Source organism: Psychrobacter sp. DM4, assembly GCF_051307035.1.
GTDB lineage: Bacteria > Pseudomonadota > Gammaproteobacteria > Pseudomonadales > Moraxellaceae > Psychrobacter.
The window spans coordinates 1,771,256-1,792,424 of record NZ_CP195536.1 but is presented as its reverse complement, the minus strand read 5'-3'; the positions used below and the strand labels follow the sequence as shown (position 1 = coordinate 1,792,424).

The 21,169-nt window shown below is 42.8% G+C and carries 10 protein-coding genes; 2 read left to right on the top strand and 8 right to left on the bottom strand.

Annotated elements, in window-relative coordinates:
- The first annotated feature begins 202 nt into the window (after nucleotides 1-202).
- Nucleotides 203-895 carry a TetR/AcrR family transcriptional regulator gene (locus ACR64G_RS07530; protein WP_435978700.1) on the top strand — a complete coding sequence of 231 codons (693 nt, stop codon included), beginning with the start codon at nucleotides 203-205 and terminating at the stop codon, nucleotides 893-895.
- A 120-nt stretch (nucleotides 896-1,015) separates the two neighbouring features.
- On the opposite strand, the gene ACR64G_RS07525 is transcribed toward ACR64G_RS07530, so the two are convergent.
- From ACR64G_RS07525 to ACR64G_RS07490, 8 genes are all read right to left on the bottom strand, one after another.
- Complete coding sequence (locus ACR64G_RS07525) at nucleotides 1,016-1,975, bottom strand: hypothetical protein (protein WP_435978699.1); 960 nt, start codon at nucleotides 1,973-1,975, stop codon at nucleotides 1,016-1,018.
- A 136-nt stretch (nucleotides 1,976-2,111) separates the two neighbouring features.
- Nucleotides 2,112-7,415 (bottom strand): hypothetical protein, encoded by a 5,304-nt coding sequence (locus ACR64G_RS07520; RefSeq protein WP_435978698.1) that lies wholly within the window; start codon nucleotides 7,413-7,415, stop codon nucleotides 2,112-2,114.
- A 105-nt stretch (nucleotides 7,416-7,520) separates the two neighbouring features.
- Nucleotides 7,521-9,542 (bottom strand): hypothetical protein, encoded by a 2,022-nt coding sequence (locus ACR64G_RS07515; RefSeq protein ID WP_435978697.1) that lies wholly within the window; start codon nucleotides 9,540-9,542, stop codon nucleotides 7,521-7,523.
- A gap of 44 nt (nucleotides 9,543-9,586) precedes the next feature.
- Nucleotides 9,587-10,051, bottom strand: coding sequence for a hypothetical protein (locus ACR64G_RS07510; RefSeq protein ID WP_435978696.1), 465 nt, complete (start codon nucleotides 10,049-10,051; stop codon nucleotides 9,587-9,589).
- Between the two features lie 517 nt (nucleotides 10,052-10,568).
- Complete coding sequence (locus tag ACR64G_RS07505) at nucleotides 10,569-12,614, bottom strand: hypothetical protein (protein ID WP_435978695.1); 2,046 nt, start codon at nucleotides 12,612-12,614, stop codon at nucleotides 10,569-10,571.
- A gap of 69 nt (nucleotides 12,615-12,683) precedes the next feature.
- Nucleotides 12,684-13,148 (bottom strand): hypothetical protein, encoded by a 465-nt coding sequence (locus tag ACR64G_RS07500; protein WP_435978694.1) that lies wholly within the window; start codon nucleotides 13,146-13,148, stop codon nucleotides 12,684-12,686.
- A 363-nt stretch (nucleotides 13,149-13,511) separates the two neighbouring features.
- Nucleotides 13,512-15,566, bottom strand: coding sequence for a hypothetical protein (locus tag ACR64G_RS07495; RefSeq protein WP_435978693.1), 2,055 nt, complete (start codon nucleotides 15,564-15,566; stop codon nucleotides 13,512-13,514).
- A 245-nt stretch (nucleotides 15,567-15,811) separates the two neighbouring features.
- Nucleotides 15,812-17,881: a hypothetical protein gene (locus ACR64G_RS07490; protein WP_435978692.1), complete on the bottom strand. Its 2,070-nt coding sequence runs from the start codon at nucleotides 17,879-17,881 to the stop codon at nucleotides 15,812-15,814.
- Nucleotides 17,882-18,316: 435 nt separating this feature from the next.
- Here ACR64G_RS07490 and aceE point away from each other — a divergent pair, with 435 nt between their 5' ends.
- Nucleotides 18,317-21,136, top strand: coding sequence for a pyruvate dehydrogenase (acetyl-transferring), homodimeric type (gene aceE, locus ACR64G_RS07485; protein ID WP_435978691.1), 2,820 nt, complete (start codon nucleotides 18,317-18,319; stop codon nucleotides 21,134-21,136).
- Nucleotides 21,137-21,169: the final 33 nt, after the last annotated feature.

Sequence of the window (21,169 nt, the reverse complement as noted above, 5' to 3'; positions counted from 1 at the left end):
TAATGTACAAGTATATATGAATGCCTATTTATTAAACGTACAGCCCAGTCTAACGACGCTATTATTTTGAGTAACATAAACGTAGTGGCATAAAAATTGCTTAGACTATTGTATGAGAGTCGCTGATTCTAGTATTGGATTGAGCACTAACTGGTAATGAAGGTAGACAAAAACAAAAAGGCATAACGTTAAGAGGTTTGTAATGAGCGAGTATAAAGACGATAAGATAGAAGACGTATTAGTAGATTCGGAACTGGCAAAGATGTTAGTTCCGAACAAATTTAAATTTACGAGCCAGCAAGGCCGAGTACGCCGTCAAAAATTATTGGCAGGTGCCAAAAAATTAAGCGAAACTCAATCGATTAATGATATTACTCTAGCGGCTGTGTGTGAAGAGGCTGGTATTCCAAGAGCTTCTGCCTATCATTTTTTTCCTAACATCGAAGCAATATTCTTAGCATTACGGTTTTTGAATGCGATTGAGCTGTTAGAGATATTAGAAACAGTCGAAACAGGCGGATATGATAGATGGCAAGGTTACTTGACCGCGCTTATCGACCGCTGCGTGCAGATCTTCCACAACGATCAAACCAAAGCTAAGCTCATATACGATACCAATACCCCTGACTTTGAAGGCGATAGTTTCGGTGAAGATATCGATCATCAAATTGTCAATCTGGTATACAAACGCTTATCAGAGCGCTATGAGATGCCAAGTTTTGATGATATTCAAGATACGTTGCTAATAGCTTATAGCATCGTCAATGCTATCTTTACTTTGTCATATCGTCGCCATCAATCAATTACTGACGAGTATATCCAAGAAGCCAACACGGCGTTTATTGCTTATCTGCGCTGTTATTTGCCAGAAAAGTTACCTGCAAAAAAACACTAACTGATGGATTGGAAAAATGAGTTTAGAAGTTTTTAAACTCATTTATTTTTGACTAAAAGTGAAAGCAAAAAAAGCCGATATCATTATGATGTCGGCTTTTTTTAAATATAGAAAGACAATCTAGTTGGAAAGGGTATAAGTAGCCGTTGGCATAGGCATTGGAATAAAAACAGACGTAGCACTAGCCTGGGTTTGGTTGACCACAGGCATGACTTGACCATTACAGATATTATTTCTAGGGTCTAGTTGCTCATATTGTTTATAGTAGCTGTTGATCTGCTCAATAAGCGCAGCGCTATCAGTAGAGCTATTGGCATTGACATAGGCTTCACGGGTTTGTTCTAACCAGCGCTCGCCCATTCTAAAACGAGGACTCGACTCGCGCCAGCCTCTAGCACAATGATCTGCTGCTGCCCAAATTAGAGAAACTTCGCTAAAAGCCAGCTCACGCGGCGCACTATTGATACCGCCCGCCGTTTTAAGTGCACTTAGCATCGCCCAAAGGTCAGGGCGCATCATATCAGAGGTTGTCGGAATGTCTCTTACAAGATTAATGTTTTGCTCATCATTGTTTTTAAGTGCCAAAAAAATCTCTTTGCCAGACTCGAAAGCATAATCAGCAATAGAGGCACGGCTATTCATACTGTATTTATTATTGGCGTAGTTAAGCCATGCTTGTGCCTTAAAAGCTAGATACTGCTGACGGGCGGTCACATTTGCTTGCTGATACGGTTGTAATTGCTCGATCATGCAAGCGATATCACGCTGCTGCTTGGTTTGGTATTTAGAAGTTTTATTCTGACGATTATCTTCACAGCGAGTTATAGCATTTGTGCTGATATTCATAGCTGGAGCAATGATAGTCAGGTCAGTAATGGTCGATTGAATAGGACTAGATTTAACAACGCTAGGTTGAATAGCAATAGGTTGTACAGAGACAGGTGTAATGCGAGTTGTATTATCAACATCCAAATCTGCCGACGCAGAAGAGGTTATGAGTGCCAGTAGGATAGCTGATAGAGCGGCTGGCAGGCGACGCTGGCAGGTCAGTATTTTGGTCGTGAGGTCTGAAGCATTCATCGTATTACAAACCTTGTATTAAAATAATAAGGGTTAGTCGCGACTGTTTGATTACTTACAATACATTAGAATTAGTAGAGCTTGTATTGTTTGAAGCCTACATCAACAAAGGCCTAAAATAAGATAACTCTACTTATTATAAAGTAGAGTTACTTGCTAAACGTTTATTTTTGCTTGGATCATCACGCTTGAATAATTCTTCATCAAACTTGAAGCGTAGTCTAAAGTATGCGCCCTGTTGAGTACTATCGTCATAGGCAATATCATCATCTTCAAAGCCCATAAAGTTATACCCTAGAGACAACCATAGATTAGTCATAGGACTATAACCGACCTCAGCGCCTAGCATATAAGACAGATCGTCCGCTTGATCATTCCAGTAAGTACCGGCTTGCAGACCGACGTCCCAACGCTCACTAAGATCATAAAGTCCACGACCGTATACGGCGTGTGCTGTGTTATCACTTGAGATGCTATCTGCTTCGTATTCTGTATACTTACCAGCGTAACGACCAGATAAAGTCAAAGGACGAGTCGGATGATAGTTACCATTCCACGACCAAATCGTAGTATCTCTGCGATAAGTATCATCGCCCGTATTATTGTCATCTAAACGATACTCAAGCTTGGCTAGCATATCGAGCTGATTACTATTTAGATCTCGATACGCCGCGCCCAACTGGAAGCGGTTGACAGTACGATCGCCATCGTCATAATCGATACGAGAGTAAGTGTCTTTTGCAAGTAACGTAATTTCATCGGTATAACGATAAGCAATACCAGCACTGCCGAGCAACGTGTCGCTAGTCTCGCCCCAGCGTTTCTCGAAACGACCTGAAGCTTTGTAATTCTCTTGTGCTAAATATTCAACACCGATGCCCGCTGCGGTCGCCGTATTGTTTTCTTCACCTTCAAGTGACTCAACGCGCTCAAACAAGGTATTGAGAGTCAGACCTTCTTGCACATACCATTTGTTCTTAAGACCGATAGCGGCCTCTGCTTCACGAGCACTAATGGCATCACGCATACGGTATTCGCTATAGACTTTACCGTCTTTCATATAGTTGGCATCGAACCCGATGACGGTACGTTGACGCTCATCGGTATCATCGAGACCATAACTGCCTGACAAACTATTGATTAAGTCATGACGAGCATATAGACGACCAAGATTGCCAAGTGGCGTCTCACCACCAACGGAGGTTGCGTTACGCGAGCTGTTCTCAATATCTTGCTCGTATTCTGCAAACACTAAGCTATTATTAAGCTTAGGCAGGCGTGCGGTAATACGCGCGCGTGCGGTAGTACCTTCGATATCTTTGTCAGCATCGCTCACACTACTGAGTGCTGACTGATTGATAATATCGTCTTCAAATAGCGTATCATCAGTGATATCAATAACATCTGTGGCTTCTTGAGTGTTGCGTGAGGCAGCGGTAGCATCTTGCTTATAATAACGGACACCAAGCTCGCCAACGACGTTCTGACTCAAGCGCTGCTCGATACTGGCTTCGACACCTTGACGAGTTGCATCAGTCGTATTGTCTTTGGTACGTACGCCTTCAAATTTGAGCGCTGTGTTCTTATCATTGATAAGGTGTTTGATCTCAACACCAGATTCAGTACGTCCAGCAGTTAAAATGGATGCACCAGTGACAAAACCTTCGTCAGCATCATTATAGTAGGCTTTTGCACGAGTATTTTTCTTGTCGTCGTAATTTAGCTCAATACGCAGAGCATCACCATCAGCATCTTGTATATCTAGCTCTTGGGTATTGATCTGATTGCTAGCTTGATAGTTAGGGTTTTCTGCTTTACTCATCGCGTATTCAGCGACTATTTTTAGCTTGTCATTGAATTTGATAACACTGTTAATGCTCGCAAGCTCTTCTTTATTGAGTGGATCGTCGCTATTGACGTAACTACCACCAATAGAAACCTTGTTATTTAATTGTTGCTTGGCTGCGATACCGCCAACAAAGTAATCTTCGCCACCCTCATCGACTTCTACTGTCACGCGGATGTAGATAGGGTTACCATCTAGATCTTGACTGGCAATAGGCGCTTTTAGGAACAAACTGCGGCTTAAAGGGTCAACCTCATAATCAGCGAAACGACTTAGCGTTTCACGGCGTATAATGAGACCAGGATTATTGGCATCACGAGTGATGACTTCAACAATTTCAGAATTCTCTAATACGGCGTCGAAATCTTCAGCTAGAGGATAAGGGCCTGATATACCAAGACCACGAGTCTCATTCACACGCTGTGATGAACTGGTTTCGGCAAGGAACGTAGTGATACGAGTATTGGTGTCTTCATACTGAGCTTTTAGACCAGTAAGTGTACGATTGTATTGACCCAGCTTAATACCATCATCGTTATCGACTTGAGTTTTTAGATCACCGTACATAGCGAATGAGCGACCTTTATCTAGGCGCACATAGAGTTTGCTCGTTGATTGAGCGTCAAAACCTTTAGCCGATGAGTCACCATAGACAGGGTAGTACTCGCCAGGCTCGATATCACGAAACAAGCGCTCGCCTTTTTTGTCGCTATCATAAGCGAGCGTCAGTAGATAATCACCGCGAACTTTACCTTTGAGGAACATCGCCGCACGGCCAGTCGCTGAGTAATCGTCACCGCCTGCAATCTCATTTAGCTCTTGCTCAAAAGCGCCCTGAGCATCAGTGATGCTGCCGCCATCGAAGTCTTTGAGTGATATTGCACCTTCTACGATACCAACCGCAATCAGCGGACGCAGCTTAGGAGTAAACTGTAAATCGATAACTTGTTTGCTGCTGCCAGTGTCGATAACGAGCTGACCTTTACCAGGTACGCTTGGTGCAATGACAGGAATTAGTATCTCGCCACCATTGACCATCACTTGCGTACCAGCTTTATCCTTACTGCCATCAGGTAAGTTTATGCGACCAATATTGGTATCAATAGTGATCGGTGTTGAGGCAACATAAGGACGATTGTCACGATCTTTTAGACTAACGACGATCTGATATTCGCTCAGGCCATCAGCTTCTACTAAGCCATCCTGAGTACGGTAGTTGATCGCCTGCAAGCTATCAGGCGTAGTCACATTGATGGACTGCTCAGAAATCGTCTTGCCATTGATATCAGTGGCAACGCCGCGGAGCGTATTACGACCACGCTGTAAATCAACAGCGTAATAATCAAACGCGGTAACGTTTTGTTTTTCTTGTTCAGCCGTTTTACCGATCTGTTCTGCTGATACGGCTTTGCCATTCACATACAGGGTAAAGTTAGAACCTAATGGCGCTTGTACTTGGACCATCTGCTTATATGAAGCAAGCTGTTGATCGCTACTTAGATTAATAAACGCAACATTATTGTTATCAACTTCTTTTAGGTACTCTTCTAGTACTTTTTCTTTAGGTTGGACGACTTTTTTGACATCCATATTGATACGATTAGCGCTAGGTATCGCTAATTCGTTGACAATAGCAGAGTCGCATTTGATACCTTTATCGAGTACATCGTTAGATTTGCAGCCAGTAGCATCGACGTTGTCATCATAGTCGCGATCATAGATAGGCTCTAAATCGAGCTTGCTTTTAACCGCTTGCTCTAAGGTATCGTTCTTAGCGCTAATACTTTTGCTACGGGCAACCAGCTCAGCGTTAAGAGTTTCAGTGCTATCGCTCATACCGCCAACAATAGCGAAATCAGCGCGATGTAACTCGCCGTATTTGAGATCAACGAAGCGGCTACCAGCATCTCCAGCGTTGCGGTTACTTTGAGTGATGAGCTCACTTGCGACAGGAATAGTTGTACGATCGACTTTTAATACGTGGGTCTTGGCACTGATACCATAAAAGTTATACTTACCTTCAGGATCGGTCACGATAAAGTTACCGTTCTCCATGTAGATGCGTACACCTGCGACACCAAGCTCGCCGTCTTCTTTTTGCTGGATGCCGTCTCGGTTGATGTCGTGATAGACTTTACCAATGATAATACCATCAGTATTCATAAGACCACGGCTAACATCAACAGACCACTGTGATTCCATGGATGCAAATACATTGTCATTATCATCACGAGCGACTGCGGTAGCACGGTTAATACCGTCGCCACCTAATGCTGACGCGCCAATAAGAACGCGATAAGTGACACTCTTCGTCTCACCCGCAGCTAAGTTACCTAGGTTTAGAACTTGATACTTGCCGTCTACCTTGAACTCAGTAGTTTGAGCTTGACTGATATCAATATCGCTATCTGCGCTATTAGCCCCTTGGTTGACGCGTGCGCTACCTTTGACATAGTCGAAACCACGTGGCAACGCATCTTTTAGCTCAACATCGAACGCGGTTGCAGCACCATTATTAGTGACATTAATACTGTAGTTGACGTAATCACCAAGATCAGCTGATTTGATATCGCCTTCTTTTTGAACTTGTAGGCTCGCAGATTGATCAACAATATCGATGTTGTTGCTGATATTGTCTATGATATCAACGCGACCGCCATCAGGTGTAATACAAGCATCAAGTGTGACGGTCAGCGAATCGCCTTTCAAAGTCTGAATAATCTGGTCATCGATCTTATTGGCATTATTTTGAGTCGGCGCTGATACTTGGTATTTACCCGTGTTGTCGCCCGTCTCTATTGCTTTTAGAGAGTATTTGTCACCTGTCAATTCTGAGGTAATTGTCACCCATACTTGGTCTTTTGCGTTGGGCTGCACATTACACTGCGCGTAATTGGCTTCTACGTATACGTTTGAGCTTATTTGTGTCGTATCTTTTGGCCCTTCAAACCTATCGTCTGTAAAGCCAATACTCGGCTTGACAATGATGAGGCGGTCAGTCGCTGCTGCTGTTACAGAATCATCTTCGACAACGACAGCGCCAATCTTAATCTCAGCAGTATCGCCACTAGCAGCGTTACGATCACTCAAAGCTTGAACGATAAACTGGATACTTTCGGCTTGACCCAAGGCAATTTGAGCGCTCAAACCATCGAGTATAACTTGTCTATCACTATCATCGATGATGCCGTTTTCGTTAAGGTCTTGGTATACCGCAAAGTTAGATAGCGTACTTGGATAGTCAAAGCTTAGAGTAACGGTTTCATCAAAGGTGCCATTATTCGATAGTACATTGACCCACTGAACAGTATCACCCGCACTGATAGTTTGTAGATCAGGCTGAGTAAGGCTAACCTCATATTGAGGCAGGGTTAATGATTTAAAGCTAACTTGGTTAGACGTGCTCGTCTGATTGCTGTTGCCAACTGTGTAGCTGGTTTGCGCGATGTTGTTGATCGTGGTGACACCCTTGCCATCTTCAGCATGAGCGATATTTGCTTGCATAAGTAGCATCGACGCTGCCAACGTAGTCAGCGCAGTCAACGCGCCTGTACGGTAGCGAGGGTTACGAGTCGAAAATACAGCTTGACGCATATTCGGTAATCCTACTTATGAAAGAAAACATAGTTAATGTATAAAGGGTAAAAGGGGAGTTTTCTTAATCTGATTAAGAAAACTCCTTTGATCATAAATCAGTAATTATGGTGTGCTATTAGTACCCGTCTGAGAGATCTTGGCAGAGAAATAGATAGTACCTGTTTCTGTTCCTGTCAAAGTAGCAAACGTACCACTGACACTCTGGCCAGAGATAGTCGATGTCGCGTCATCTGAGTTGTTTGACGTCTCAGAAGAGAAGCTACCATTTTGATAAGTCAGCGTATCAACTAGAGTATCCGATAGAACAATACTATTAATTGCTGTATTAGAGAAAGTATTAGTAGCTTCTAATTTGTAGAATGCACACTGATCAGCAGTAGCCACCACATTAGTCGTTACCCAGTTCGTAATAGAGGTCGGATTGGTGTCACAAGCAGCAGCGGCTTGGAATTTGAATAGATCAATACCTTCCATCGTTGTCGTTGACTCAGCGCTAACATCGACAGGAGCAGGTGTACCGTCTACTACTGTTTGTGGTAGAACTGTGATAACGATTTCCTCAAACTTACCAATATCGCTATCTTGACCGTTGTTACTGCCTGAACCATTGGTATTGACAACGACACCGATAGTCACGGATTCACTAGGAGCAAGGCCTGCGTTAACCGCATCGTTTAAGTCATACTGACCACTAGCATTAGGAGTCAATACGGTCTCACCAGCATCGAATACGCCATCACCATTAGCATCTACAAATACAGTAACCGTATCGATCTCGTTGATGTCGATAGTTGGTGTCACTGTGAAGAAGACTTCATCTTCAGCGTCTGCTTCAGTGACATCTGTACCAGCATTGGTAATGGTATAAGTGTACACATTATCAGTGCTTTGTAGAGCGACTTCTTTATTTTCATCATCAGTAATGGTCAAAGAACGCGTCTGATTCCTTGGTGTAACAGTCGCATTATCGTTATTATCTTCACCGATATCAGGGTTGGTTGGATCTTCAAAGTTATCTTCTGTTGTATTGTTATCAGCAGCGTCACCTGAACTATCCGTTAGATCAATGTCACCATCGTCGTCTAAATCATCAGTCACTACCGCAAAGTTGACAAAGTCACTACCGACTGTTGCATTGTCAGCAGGTCTGGCGCGGAAGGTAATCGTGATTGTATCGTTTTGATCGATATTTTGACCAATTAAAGTAACCGTTCTACCATCGCTTGAGACAGCAGGAGTGCCTGTACCAGTAGTAGTAGGTGCCACATAATTGGCTTCGCCGTTTTGTATGGCAATTAGGCCAGCAGGCAGATCATCTGTAATAGTAACATCAGTACCGTCAGCGGTACCTTCGTTCAACACGGTAATCGTGTAGTCAACGTAGGCATTGGCGTTATTTAAATCGATAATCTGAGTGCCAAGGTTGCTTTGCGCTGACTTCGTAATCGCATAGATAGGCGTTACGGTAACAGCATTATCCGTGTTAGTAGCGACTGCAGGCTGGCCAAGATCAGTTAGATATTTACTGGTCGAGGTGACCGTTAATATACCATTATCACCAATCACGCGATCATCATTAGGATCTGTAACCGCGCTGATAACGATATCAGCAGACTGACCTGGATCAAGCTCTATAGTACCGCCATTAAGGACAGGCTCAACAGCGCCAACGGGGTTACCGTCGATATCACGGATCTGATATGTAATCGTGCTGTTGGCAATATCATAATCAAAGTCATCGCCATTTTCATTTGAGATATCTATAGTATAGGTATCTGTGATGTTACCATCGTTCGTTAAGGTATGAGTAAACTCGACAGGAGCACCTGATACTGGGTTGACATCGATATCTTCGTTTTCATCGTCACCAGGGCTACCATCAGCAACGGTGGCAATCAAGCTGAACGCACCTGTCTCATTGACAGTAATAGTCACCTCATTCGATTCAGCAGTTTGCTGAGTATCATTACCTGTGACATTGTAGGTCGCAGTGGCGATGTTCTTTACAACAAAGGCATTGTCTTCACTATAAGTGACATCGTCAGCATTAGCAGTGCTAGTAATACCCATAGCAGTGACAATACCGACGGTCAGTACTGAGTATTTAAATAAGTTAGGTTTCATACGGTAATTCTCCTAAGGGTATAAATGAGTAGTCCAAAAACGAACTATTCGACAATGGTGTTCAGTGCCACAGCGGCAGACTTCTTAGCGGGTAGTAATTTGATATTCCAACGTAATGTACGATATTCAGAATATGGAATCTTAATCATCTTGCCATCCACCTTGCGCATCAGTGGCATATCGGCGTAGTTCTTGCCATCGATGCTTGCCTGTGCGCTAGCAGGACTAGCTTCACCGTTGAATGCCATATTAGTTGGGATAGGTAAGATAACGGCTAGATCGTTAATGTCTTTATTAATTGTATTGGTATAGTTCGCTTTGTACTGAATCACGGTACCTGCTGGCGCGGTACTAACAGGTGCGTAACTTACTTTGCCATCTACAGCCTTAGTGACTTTATTTGCTGTTAGCTCCATTTTTAGAGCGTCATCAGCGTGAGCAATACCTGATAAAGTAAGGCTTGCTAAAGTTGCCAGTAAGGTAGTACGTAATAAGTTAGAGAGGTTCATATCTTTGTCCTTGTTCAATTCATTGCTAGTCGTGGTCATTGGTGCAACATCTGTGCCATACCGAATGGCAATAAGTAAATGTGGACAATTGAGGATAGATACAACTCTTATGGTTGTATTATCACAAATAGGTAACATACCGTCACTACATAAAAGATGAATGGTAGTTAGTAGTAGTTGAATGGTAGTAAGAATATGATTATCATGCATTTTTTTGGTAAAAAACTAACAATAACAATCATTTATGTGAAACATGTAATCAAGTTATCGTATACAAGTAATGAGGGTAAATGCTCTGAAAATAAGAAATAACTTTACTTACGCATATTCGCTTAAAGACTTAATATTTCTATAATGTTGAATAATAAGACGATTTACTAGCGTTAGAATTAGGATCTTCGATCCGTAGCTGCTTTTGCTGACACATCAACTTGCAAATATTATACACAAAAAAACACTCATAGGCACGTTTATGTTCCTATGAGCGCTAGATACTGATACTTACTACGATATTTCTCTAACGATTCGTTTTAATCTTCACTGAAAACTTCATTGTCGCTGTTCCCTGCGGTACTAGTGGGTTAATAGTAGTACTAATAGCTGTTTCGTCAGCGTTACGCGCTGCAGCAGATGTGACGGTTGTACCAGAACCTGTGCTAGTTGTAGAGGCAAAAGTGTTTCCTCTGTAATCAGCAGTCGCAACGAAGTTGGCTGTCGCATCTGAGATGACTAGATTCTGTATATTGAATCCACGCTCAGTAGTAGAGGTGTTCTTGGCCGCGATTTGATAGATTACGCATTGACCGGGCGTTGCCGCAAGTGGATCAGCAGAGCTACTAAAGGCAGTATCAGCAGTACCGTCACACGCAGCGTCTAAAGCTTGGCTCTTGACGAGAGTAATACCTTTAACATCTGTTCTATCAGTTACTGGAGCAACTGTAGGCGCGCCTTTACCACTAGCAGTCAGTCTCACTACAGTATCTTCAGAGATACCAATTTCAGCATTTTCTGATGAGACCTTATAACTGATATTAACCGTACCGGTAGGCGCTATACCATTAGGCAGGGCGGTCTTGATATCATATACGCCACTGTTATTAGGGGTAATGCCGACTGCGGTTTGCGCTGGCGCAGAACCAGGACCATCTGGATCATAGGTCAGGGTTACAGAACCAGGTACGACGTTTACCGCATCTGGCGTACCATTGTCGTTATCTGTAATAGTAAAGGTTAAGCCGCCTGTCACATTGCCTTCAGTGTTTTGACCACTGTTAGTAATAAGAGTTTGATGTAAAACCTGACCTGCTGTACCTGAAGTCGGAGCGATCTCTTTTATAGTAGGATTGGTCAATTTCAGCTCACGTTTAATAGTCGCTAGTGGCTGAGTGGAGTCATTGCCGTTAGTACCATCTGCATTGGTACCGTTGGTAAAGTCGGTATCATTGACAGGATAGAATTGGTTGACGTTTTCAACCGTACTGTCAGTGCTATCGATCAAAGTGTTATCAGTAGCTGGGTTATTGTCCAAATCATCAGTGACTTTAACATGGTTCAAGGCATTGTTTGCTAGGGCAGCATTAGGGTCTTTTTTGACCGTAAAGTTAATAGTGATACTATCACCCACAGGAAGGTTTGCTCCTTTTAACTCAAAACCTTTATCAGTTTGAGAGAGCGCACCTTTAGTCGCACTACCACTAACAACAATGCTATTCGTCGTTAGTGCTGATGCTATAAGCAGACCCGCTGGCAAGTTATCTGTAATAGTAATATCAGTTGCATTAGCAGAATAGTCAGTCGTTGGGTTCTTGATTACTATCTGATAGGTAGCAGTATCGTTAGCATTATTCAGATCTAACGAGTTCAAAACTGTTTTAACAATACTAAATGTTGGTAGTGTTGTCACTGATTTGTCAGTGTTAGTCAATGTTTTGCTGGCAGTTGGCAATAAAGAGCTAGTTGCTGTTAATCTCAAATTTTGTCTATTGCCGCCTTTGTTATCTTTAGTCTTGGCATTAATAGTGAACTTGACAAACTGACCTGCCTCTAATGCGAAACTAGTTCCATTGAGCGTACTCACAGGGACATTAGATTGCGTAGATACAGGCGTATCGGTACCAGGAGTCTGTCCTGCATTGTATAAAGAGTAGGTAACCGTAGATGCGGTCAAATCGTAATCTGCATCATCACCAGTAACATTGGCAAGATTGAGCGTATAGTTGTCATTACGGTTACCAGTGTTGGTCAACGTGTGGTTAAATACCGCAAAACCGTTAGGAGCAACTTCTAGTTTTTCATTGATAGTATCACCAGGATTACCATCTTCGTTATTTGCAACCAAAGAGAACGATAATTTCTCTGATACTCGAACGATAACTTCGTTAGACTTCACCTCTGTCTGTTTGACACCAGCGATGTCATAGTTTGCTGTTGCAATGTTTTTAATATCTACGTTAGTGGTGGTCGTACCGCTAGTAGTGTTAGTAGCTAAGGCACTAGTAGAGATACCTAATGCTGCAGTAACGCCAACAGCGATCAAGCTATGTTTAAAGGTTGCTGCTTTCATAAAATGCTCCAAGACGATAAATAAATAAATAGTTAGTGATATAAGTTGAAAATGATAGTAGAGCTTTTATCAGCTAACTTTGGTATTTAACGCCACAGCAGCAGACTTGTTAGCAGGTAGTAATTTGATATTCCAGCGTAGCGTACGGTATTCAGATAATGGGATCTTGACTAGCTTGCCATCGACTTTGCGCATCAAAGGCATGTCTGCGTAATTCTTGCCATCGATACTTGCTTGAGCACTAGCAGGCAAGGCATCACCTGTAAACGTCATGTTGGCAGGGATAGGTAGCGTGACCATAACGTTATTGATGTCTTTACTTATGGTATTGGTATAGTTCGCTTTATACTGAATAACAGTGCCCGCTGGTGCTGTGCTCACGGGTAGATAAGAGATACCGCCCTCAGCATTTTTGATGACTTTATTCGCGCTCAAATTCATCTTCAAAGCGTCATCGGCATGAGCAGCGCCTAGCGATACGGTGAAAGCTACTGCCACAAATATAGTGGTACGTAAAAGATTAAAATATTGCATAATAAAATCCTTTGTAAGGGGTTGTCGATCAGACACATGCATATCGCTATTCTGGATAGCTTGGGACGTACTAGAAGTATGATTCAATAACGAATATCTAGAGATAAGTCTGTGAAAATACTGAGGTATTTCTGATGCCTGCATCATTACAAATAGCAAAAATTAAGTCATCAAAAAGGTGATAGATGGCGGTTTGAAGTTACTGAATGGTAATCACATAATTACTAGAAAATATTCATCAAGACGAGAAGTAGATAAACTATGCTTTAGGTAGAAACCTATGTATGAAGAAATTTCCGAAATCAAAAACGCCTATCTAGTCGGATAACTAAATAGGCGTTTTTGGATGTCTAAAACGTTAAATTATTGACTGGTACCGTACTTGGTATTGAAATAGAAGTCACGTTTGGTTCTTGGGTTTAAGGTAAAGGATTTAGACTCCATTGTACCATTTTGGCCAATAGTAGGGCTGTTGGCCGTATAATCTGTTGAAGCGGGGGCAGGAGCTGCAATTGTTGACGTCACGATGGCATTGTTGACCCCTTTGTTTTGTAATATATCTTTCATAACAAAGTTATCAATATTGACATTAGCGCGATTGGTCGCTGTAATCTTGTAGGCGATACATCTGCCAGGTGCGATATTTTCAACTAAGGCTGAGCTAAACCCTGTCGATGGACTGGTGGTATCTCCAATACTAGCGTAGTTGAGTGTCGCAGGGCAGTTATTGATGTATTGAGACTTTTTGAGCACCAAGGCGACGTTTGCAGCGATCACGCGACCAAAGTTATTATTAGGGTAATCAAAGGTATTGGTGACTATATTGACCGTCTTAGTAGGTGCGTTGGTACGAATAGGGTAATCAGTACCAGCGCGCTCTTCTACTAGGCAGATATTATTAGAATTGCTATTTATCGTAGCGGCAGAAGCATTTATCTGGTAAGTCCCCGTTGTTGATACTGCTTGAGTGGCATAAACGGTACTAGGGGCCGTACAGTTGACTAATTTGACCGTACTGCCAGCAATACCGAGCTCTTGAGGTGTATTAAATACCCCATTAAAATAATTGGGTCTATTCGCGTAAGGGCTACTGCTACTAGCAATGTCTGCGTTAGTAGCGTTGGCTTCACTATCTGTAATACCACCATTATCATCAAATACAGTACCCGAAAAAGTATAGCCGATTGGTGTGTTGGTAATGGTACAAGTTATCTCATCACCAAAATTGGTACTAGCCAACGTAAACGAACGAGTTTTTGTAGTCGCATTAAATACCATATTTGCAGTGGGCATGACAGTGGTACTACCTGTGGTCGCATTGGTACAGGTATAAGTAGCATTATAATTTGCAATCTCACCAAGCGTTGTACCATTTCTGACGCGTTCAGTAATGGTATAGCTTGTGTTTTCAGCTATGCTTACAGCATTTCGATTGTTGTTGTTCGTGACGGCTGAACCTGAGCCTGTCGTGGTAACCGCATTGACAACCGTTGTTCCTCTGTTAATACTAAGCTCAAACTGATCTCGATTAGTATCAGTATCATTGACACGGTTACCAGCTAGTACTTTTTTTACAAGAACTTTAGGTGGTGCTAAACAAAAATAAAAATTAGAATATCCAACAGCATGTGGAGCAGGGGTTTCATTAATCGTATTATTATGTCTCAATCCTAGGACGCTATTTGCAGCTTTGTAACCCCAAGAAGCATCAATATCACACTCACCAGTAGAACAGTTCTGACCTTCAATTGCGGTCACTATACTGGTATTAGGAGCAGGGTTGTTAGCAGCATGAAACAAACTATTAAATGTCAACCGACCACCGTTGGCAGATACGTCTATCTGTTCTGCATATGGTGTTCTATCTGCGCGAATTGGAAAGAAACCAATATACCCAATAATAACATTAGAGGTTAAGGAGTCTACATCTTGTATTTCATAGCCTGCCTTACTCACTGAGCGATTGGTACTAATATTTAAAATATGGTTATTTACAGTCGATGTAGAGTCGTGAACCAAGTTAATAGCAGAAGATGTGCTGCCATTAATAGACCCATAGAAAGGAGGAGCACCTTGACTATTGTTTTTTTCCACAATCGATGAGAAATTAATATTGAAGGTTTTGTTTCCTGAAGATTCTGCGAAAGTAAAATTTCTCGAAGAGTCTCCAGCTGTCCAGTTGAGAGGTAAGCTCACTACGGGAAAGTCTGGCGTTGACGCAGGAGCATTGGCGTTGGCACCAATAAAGTACATCTTATGATTTATGGGACAAGCAGCAGCTGTAGAGGTCGCAGTAGATTCGAAATTGGCGTTAGCTTCAGTACCAAAAAAACCTATCATAAAGGCAAGCGATACGAGTACTCGATATGTAGGCATATTGGCTACACGAGTATACAGAGAGATGTGAATATTGTGCATATCGTTACGCCTTATGATCTTTGGCTCTTTAGCTATTAAGTAAAGAATCAAAATTATGATATTACTTTGAGTGTTTAATCTTATACAAAGACGCAAGTAAAGCCTAACAATAAAGTATGAGAGGTAGTTATATCAGGATGAAATGCAAGAGTATGCACACAGAACAAAACAGACACTCTTATTGATATATGTGTCTGTTTCGATGTCGCTATCTCAAAAGCTGCTTATGATAGGGCAGCCATCAATCAGTTTGATTGAGTCGTACCAAATTTAGTATTGAAAAACAACCTCGCTGAAGGCGGTACACTTGCCGTAGTTGATGTTGCAGTCAAACTAAACAGATTAGATTGAATAGTGCCATTGGTATCGTATGCAACCGTTGGACTGGCGACTGAGGTTGGAATAAACAGAGGCGCTGGACGCTTGAACACTGAAGCGACAGGGTCAGATTGCAACTCATCACTTATTCGTACTTGCTGTAGCGCTATATGACCTCGGTTAAACGCTTGAATACGGTAAGCGATACACCTTCCAGATTCAATATTACTAATTGGGTTGGTACTAAAACCTTGTGTTGGATTCTCACTACTACCGACATTTTGATAATTAAGACTAGCGTTACAGTCGTGAACGTATTGAGATTTTATGAGTACTAACGCTGCATTTGCAGCCCGAACTTCACCAAAATCTAAATTGCGCGTGATTGCGCCTGCACTATTTCTCTCGGTTTTGTATTCAAAGACATTGGCAACCAATGTGACCTCGCGCGTATCTGGTGTGGTATCTATTGTAAAGTCCCAAGCGCTTGGTTCATTCTCTACCACGCAGACTCTAGTGCTATTGGCAAGCGCACTCGCTGGTACGATAAAGTTATATCGACCTCTAGTGGCATTATCATTCGATACTGTCTGCGGATTGGGCGAGGTGGTTGCGATGTTGGTGCCATTACAGTTGGTCAATCGAACTTGTAAGTTGTTGTCGTATATGCCAGATTCAGTAGCACTATCAAAGGTTCCGTTAAAGTAGCTGCCATTACCGATGAAGGTTGAAGAGATGTTCTGTCTATCAGCACTACTCGCTGTAATACCGCCGTTGTCGTTAAAGACGATACCTGAAAAGATAAAACTGCGACTATTAGTAATGGTACAAGTCCAATTGTCCCCATAAGTAAGTTTTAGGCTATTTGGATTTAGCGTTGTCACTGTTGTACCATCTGATCTTCTACAAGTATAAGTAGCATTATAATTTGACAGGTTTGTGGTGCCTGAGGCAATCTCGGTCAAAGTATATGTCTTGGTAGGATCAACTCTAAAAGTCCCTGTTGTACCTGTACCAGTAGTAACAGTATTACCTTCTCCTGCTGTCGTCGTCGTACTGATACCACTGGTCACTGAGGTATTATTTGCGTTATCTGTTATCTGAATCCTAAACTCATCTGTATCTATAATGCGAGGGTCAGACAATGCTTTTGTGTAAATCAATCGCGGCTGCGGCTGATAACAATAGCCATCAAATCTTATATCAACTAGCTGATCGCCAGGATCATTGAATTGATTACCATCGCCGTCATCATCACTTTGATCAAAATAATTTAAGTCAGTATTATTACCGTAAGTAATGTCTACTTTTACAACAGGCTGGTTGAATGACAATGAAACTCTGCAATTGTCGTTCAAGCCGCCGCAACTGACACTGCTAGTCAAATTTGTTTGCCGATAAGGTGCTATGCTGGTAATTCCAGCGCCTTTAGATTGTAAGACTGGACTAATCGTCGTCCCTGCACTAGTAACCCCTGTGACGGTCGCTTGGTCAAAAAACTCGAAATACCTATTACCAGCAAAGTCTGTCCCTACGTAGCTTGTGTCTATGTCGTAAATACTAATACCAACATTAGTGAGCGCCTGAGGCTGATTGGAAAATTTATTACTAAAGGTATAAGACGCGGTTCGTGTACTCGTTTTATCGGCAAAGTCTTGGTAGAAACGAAAAACTTGCACACCTCCAGTAGTATCCGATTGATATCTATTTATTCCCCCAGTATCTAAAGTGCCGCTAGTGGTTAAACTATTGGAAGCTATCAAGTAGCTCTCGCTTTTAATACCGATAACATTTTGGTTGCTTTGTGGAGTAGGTGGTGAGACCACCGGAGCAAGATTGGTATAATCTGAGTTTGAGAATTCATCAGAGGTGAAACCAGCAGGGCAGCTAACGGCAGCAAATGCTGAGTGTGCAGATAACGTAAGTAAGGTTATCCCTACAATATAAGCTGGACGACGCAAATTTTTGATAAGTCTACTACAAACATTTAGCTGCATGACGCTTCCTTGTAGATCAAATAATCTGTATTTATTATCATAAAATAAATCTTACCCTTTTGACACCTTTAGATTAAAAAATTCATTAGCTTAACTTTAATTAAAGCTTAACAATGTTTAAAATCAATCTTTTATTAGCAACTAAAAATTGGTCTTAGATCGTATAAGTTAACCATAAAGTTATCAATATTCATCTAATTACTATTCGTCATTTCTTGGCTGAATACCTGTATTTTTACCATTTTTTCAAAGCTATAAACAATTCGCTGCTATGTGCCTATAATGGATAGATATAGCCTCTTAACTATTGACTGCTTATTTTGATTTATTATTTTTGCGGTTTGTGTTAAGAGCATGACGATTTTACTTTAACTAGATTTTATACTAACTATGAGCTGTCACCAGACAGATAAGACCCAAAAAGGATTGACCAAGATGAATTATTACAAGGATGTTGATAGCGTAGAGACTCAAGAGTGGCTGGATGCTTTTGAGTCGGTCATCAAACATGCTGACAAAGACCGCGCGCAGTTTTTATTGAAGGCGCTATACAACATGGCGGTGCAAGAGGACTTACCTTTTAATCGCCTTGATACGGCCTACATCAATACTATCGCCGTTGAAGATGAGCCGATGTACCCAGGTGACTTGACTATCGAGCGCAAGCTCCGCGCTTTAATTCGCTACAATGCCCTTGCGATGGTGATGCGAGCAAATAAGAACGATGACGATTTGGGTGGTCACTTAGCAACTTTTGCCTCTAGTGCGACACTATATGAGACGGGTTTTAATCATTTCTTTCGCGCCGCAAGTGATCATTTCGGTGGCGACATGATCTATTATCAAGGTCACTCAGCACCTGGTATTTATGCGCGCTCTTATTTAGAGGGTCGCTTAGATGAGGAGCAACTTGATAATTTTCGCCGTGAAGTGGGCGGCAAAGGTTTATCAAGTTACCCGCATCCGTACTTGATGCCAGACTACTGGCAGTTTCCAACCGTATCTATGGGTCTTGGCCCCATCATGTCGATCTACCATGCGCATGTGCACCGCTATATGGAAAACCGTAAATTACTTGAAGCTGAGGGTCGCAAGATTTGGACCTTTCTAGGCGATGGTGAAACCGATGAGCCTGAGAGTTTGGGCGCTATCTCCTTGGCAGGTCGTGAGAAGCTTGATAATCTAATTTGGGTCGTCAATTGTAATCTACAACGTCTAGATGGCCCCGTACGCGGCAATGGCAAAATAATCCAAGAGCTAGAATCTGTGTTCCGCGGTGCAGGCTGGCGAGTTATCAAGGTCGTTTGGGGCGGGCATTGGGATACGCTACTGGATAAAGATCATACTGGTGTTCTCAAATACCGTATGGAGGAGGCGGTTGATGGCGAGTATCAACTCTACGAGGCACGTACTCCTGAATTTGTCCGAAAAGAATTTTTTGGAAAATATCCAGAGCTTGAGGAGATGGCAAATGAGCTCTCTGATAAAGACATTGCGCGTTTAGATCGTGGTGGTCATGATCCGATGAAAGTCTACGCCGCTTTTAGCGAAGCGATGAAAACTAAGGGTCAGCCGACTGTTATTTTGGTAAAGACTGTCAAAGGCTACGGTCTATCAAACCAAGCACAAGCGGTGAATAAATCGCATCAGATCAAAAAACTCGATCAAGAGGCGCTCTTGTACTTCCGTGATCGCTTTGATCTACCCTTTACCGATGAGCAATTAGAAACCCTACCTTTTTATCGTCCTGCCGAGGACTCTGTAGAGATGAAGTATCTCAAAGGTCGCCGTGAAGCGCTCGGCGGTCACCTGCCCAATCGCCGTAGTGGTCATATCCCACTTAATATTCCAGAGCTATCGATATTTGATCGCGTCCTACAAGGTAGTAAGGGTAAAGAGCAATCGACGACTATGGTGTTCGTGCGTCTGTTATCTGCCATGCTAAAAAACAAAGATATTCAAGATCGCGTCGTGCCTATTGTCCCTGATGAGGCGCGCACCTTTGGTCTAGAGGGTATGTTTCGCCAATTAGGTATCTACTCTGCGGCAGGACAGAAGTATACCCCAGAGGACAGCGAGGCTTTGATGGGATACAAAGAAGCCATCGATGGTCATATGCTAGAAGAAGGTATTAATGAAGCAGGCGCAATGAGTGCTTGGATTGCCTTGGCGACCAGTTACTCGGTTAACGCTCTACCTATGATACCGCTATATATTTACTATTCCATGTTTGGTTTTCAGCGAGTAGGCGATCTGGCCTGGGCGGCAGGCGACTGTCAGGCGCAAGGGTTCTTATTGGGCGCAACCGCTGGACGTACAACATTAAATGGTGAGGGCTTGCAGCATCAAGATGGTCATTCGCAAATATTGTTCAATACCGTACCCAATTGCGTCAGCTATGACCCTTGCTTTGGTTATGAATTGGCCGTAGTCATGCATGATGGCTTGCGCCGTATGTATGGTGAGGGCGAGCGTATCTACTATTACTTGACGGTAATGAATGAGAATTACGATCAGCCAGCGATGCCAGAGGGAGTAGAAGAAGGTATCAAGCGCGGCATGTATCTGTTAGAGGACAACGGCTCAAGCCAAGTACAACTGCTAGGCTCAGGGGTTATCTTGCGCGAAGTACAAAAAGCGTCAAAAATACTCAAAGAGGAGTTCAATATTACCTCCAACGTTTGGAGCGTGACCAGCTTCAATGAGCTTACTCGTGATGGTATGGCCTGTGATGACTACAATCGCCTGCACCCTATGGAAGAAGAAAAGGTCTCATGGATCACAGAACAGCTTGCTCCGCACGAAGGTATCGTAGTGGCGGCGACCGACTACATGCGCAACTACTCAGAGCAAATTCGCGCTTGGCTGCCTGACAATCGCCCCTTTACTACCCTTGGTACTGATGGCTATGGACGCTCAGACACCCGAGAGCAGCTGCGTAGCTTCTTTCATGTCGATGCAGCGCACATCGTGGTAGCGACTCTTAAGCGCTTAGCTGATGAAGGCGAGGTTGAGATGCGCTTGGTCAAAGACGCCATCTCCAGCTTCGATATCGATGCCGACCAGCCACCTGCGTGGCAGACGCAGCCGCACTATGACCATTTCCCAGATGCGCCAGCGCCAGCTTCTGATAATATTAACCCAAATCCTGTACCTGAGTTTGTCGGTGAAGACGACGACGAGATCACTAGTGAAGGCCGTGCCGAAGATCAAGCTGATGCAGCTTTGCTCAATGATGATGACGTCGCAGAATAAAACCATATGACTAGTAATCACATGACTAGGAAA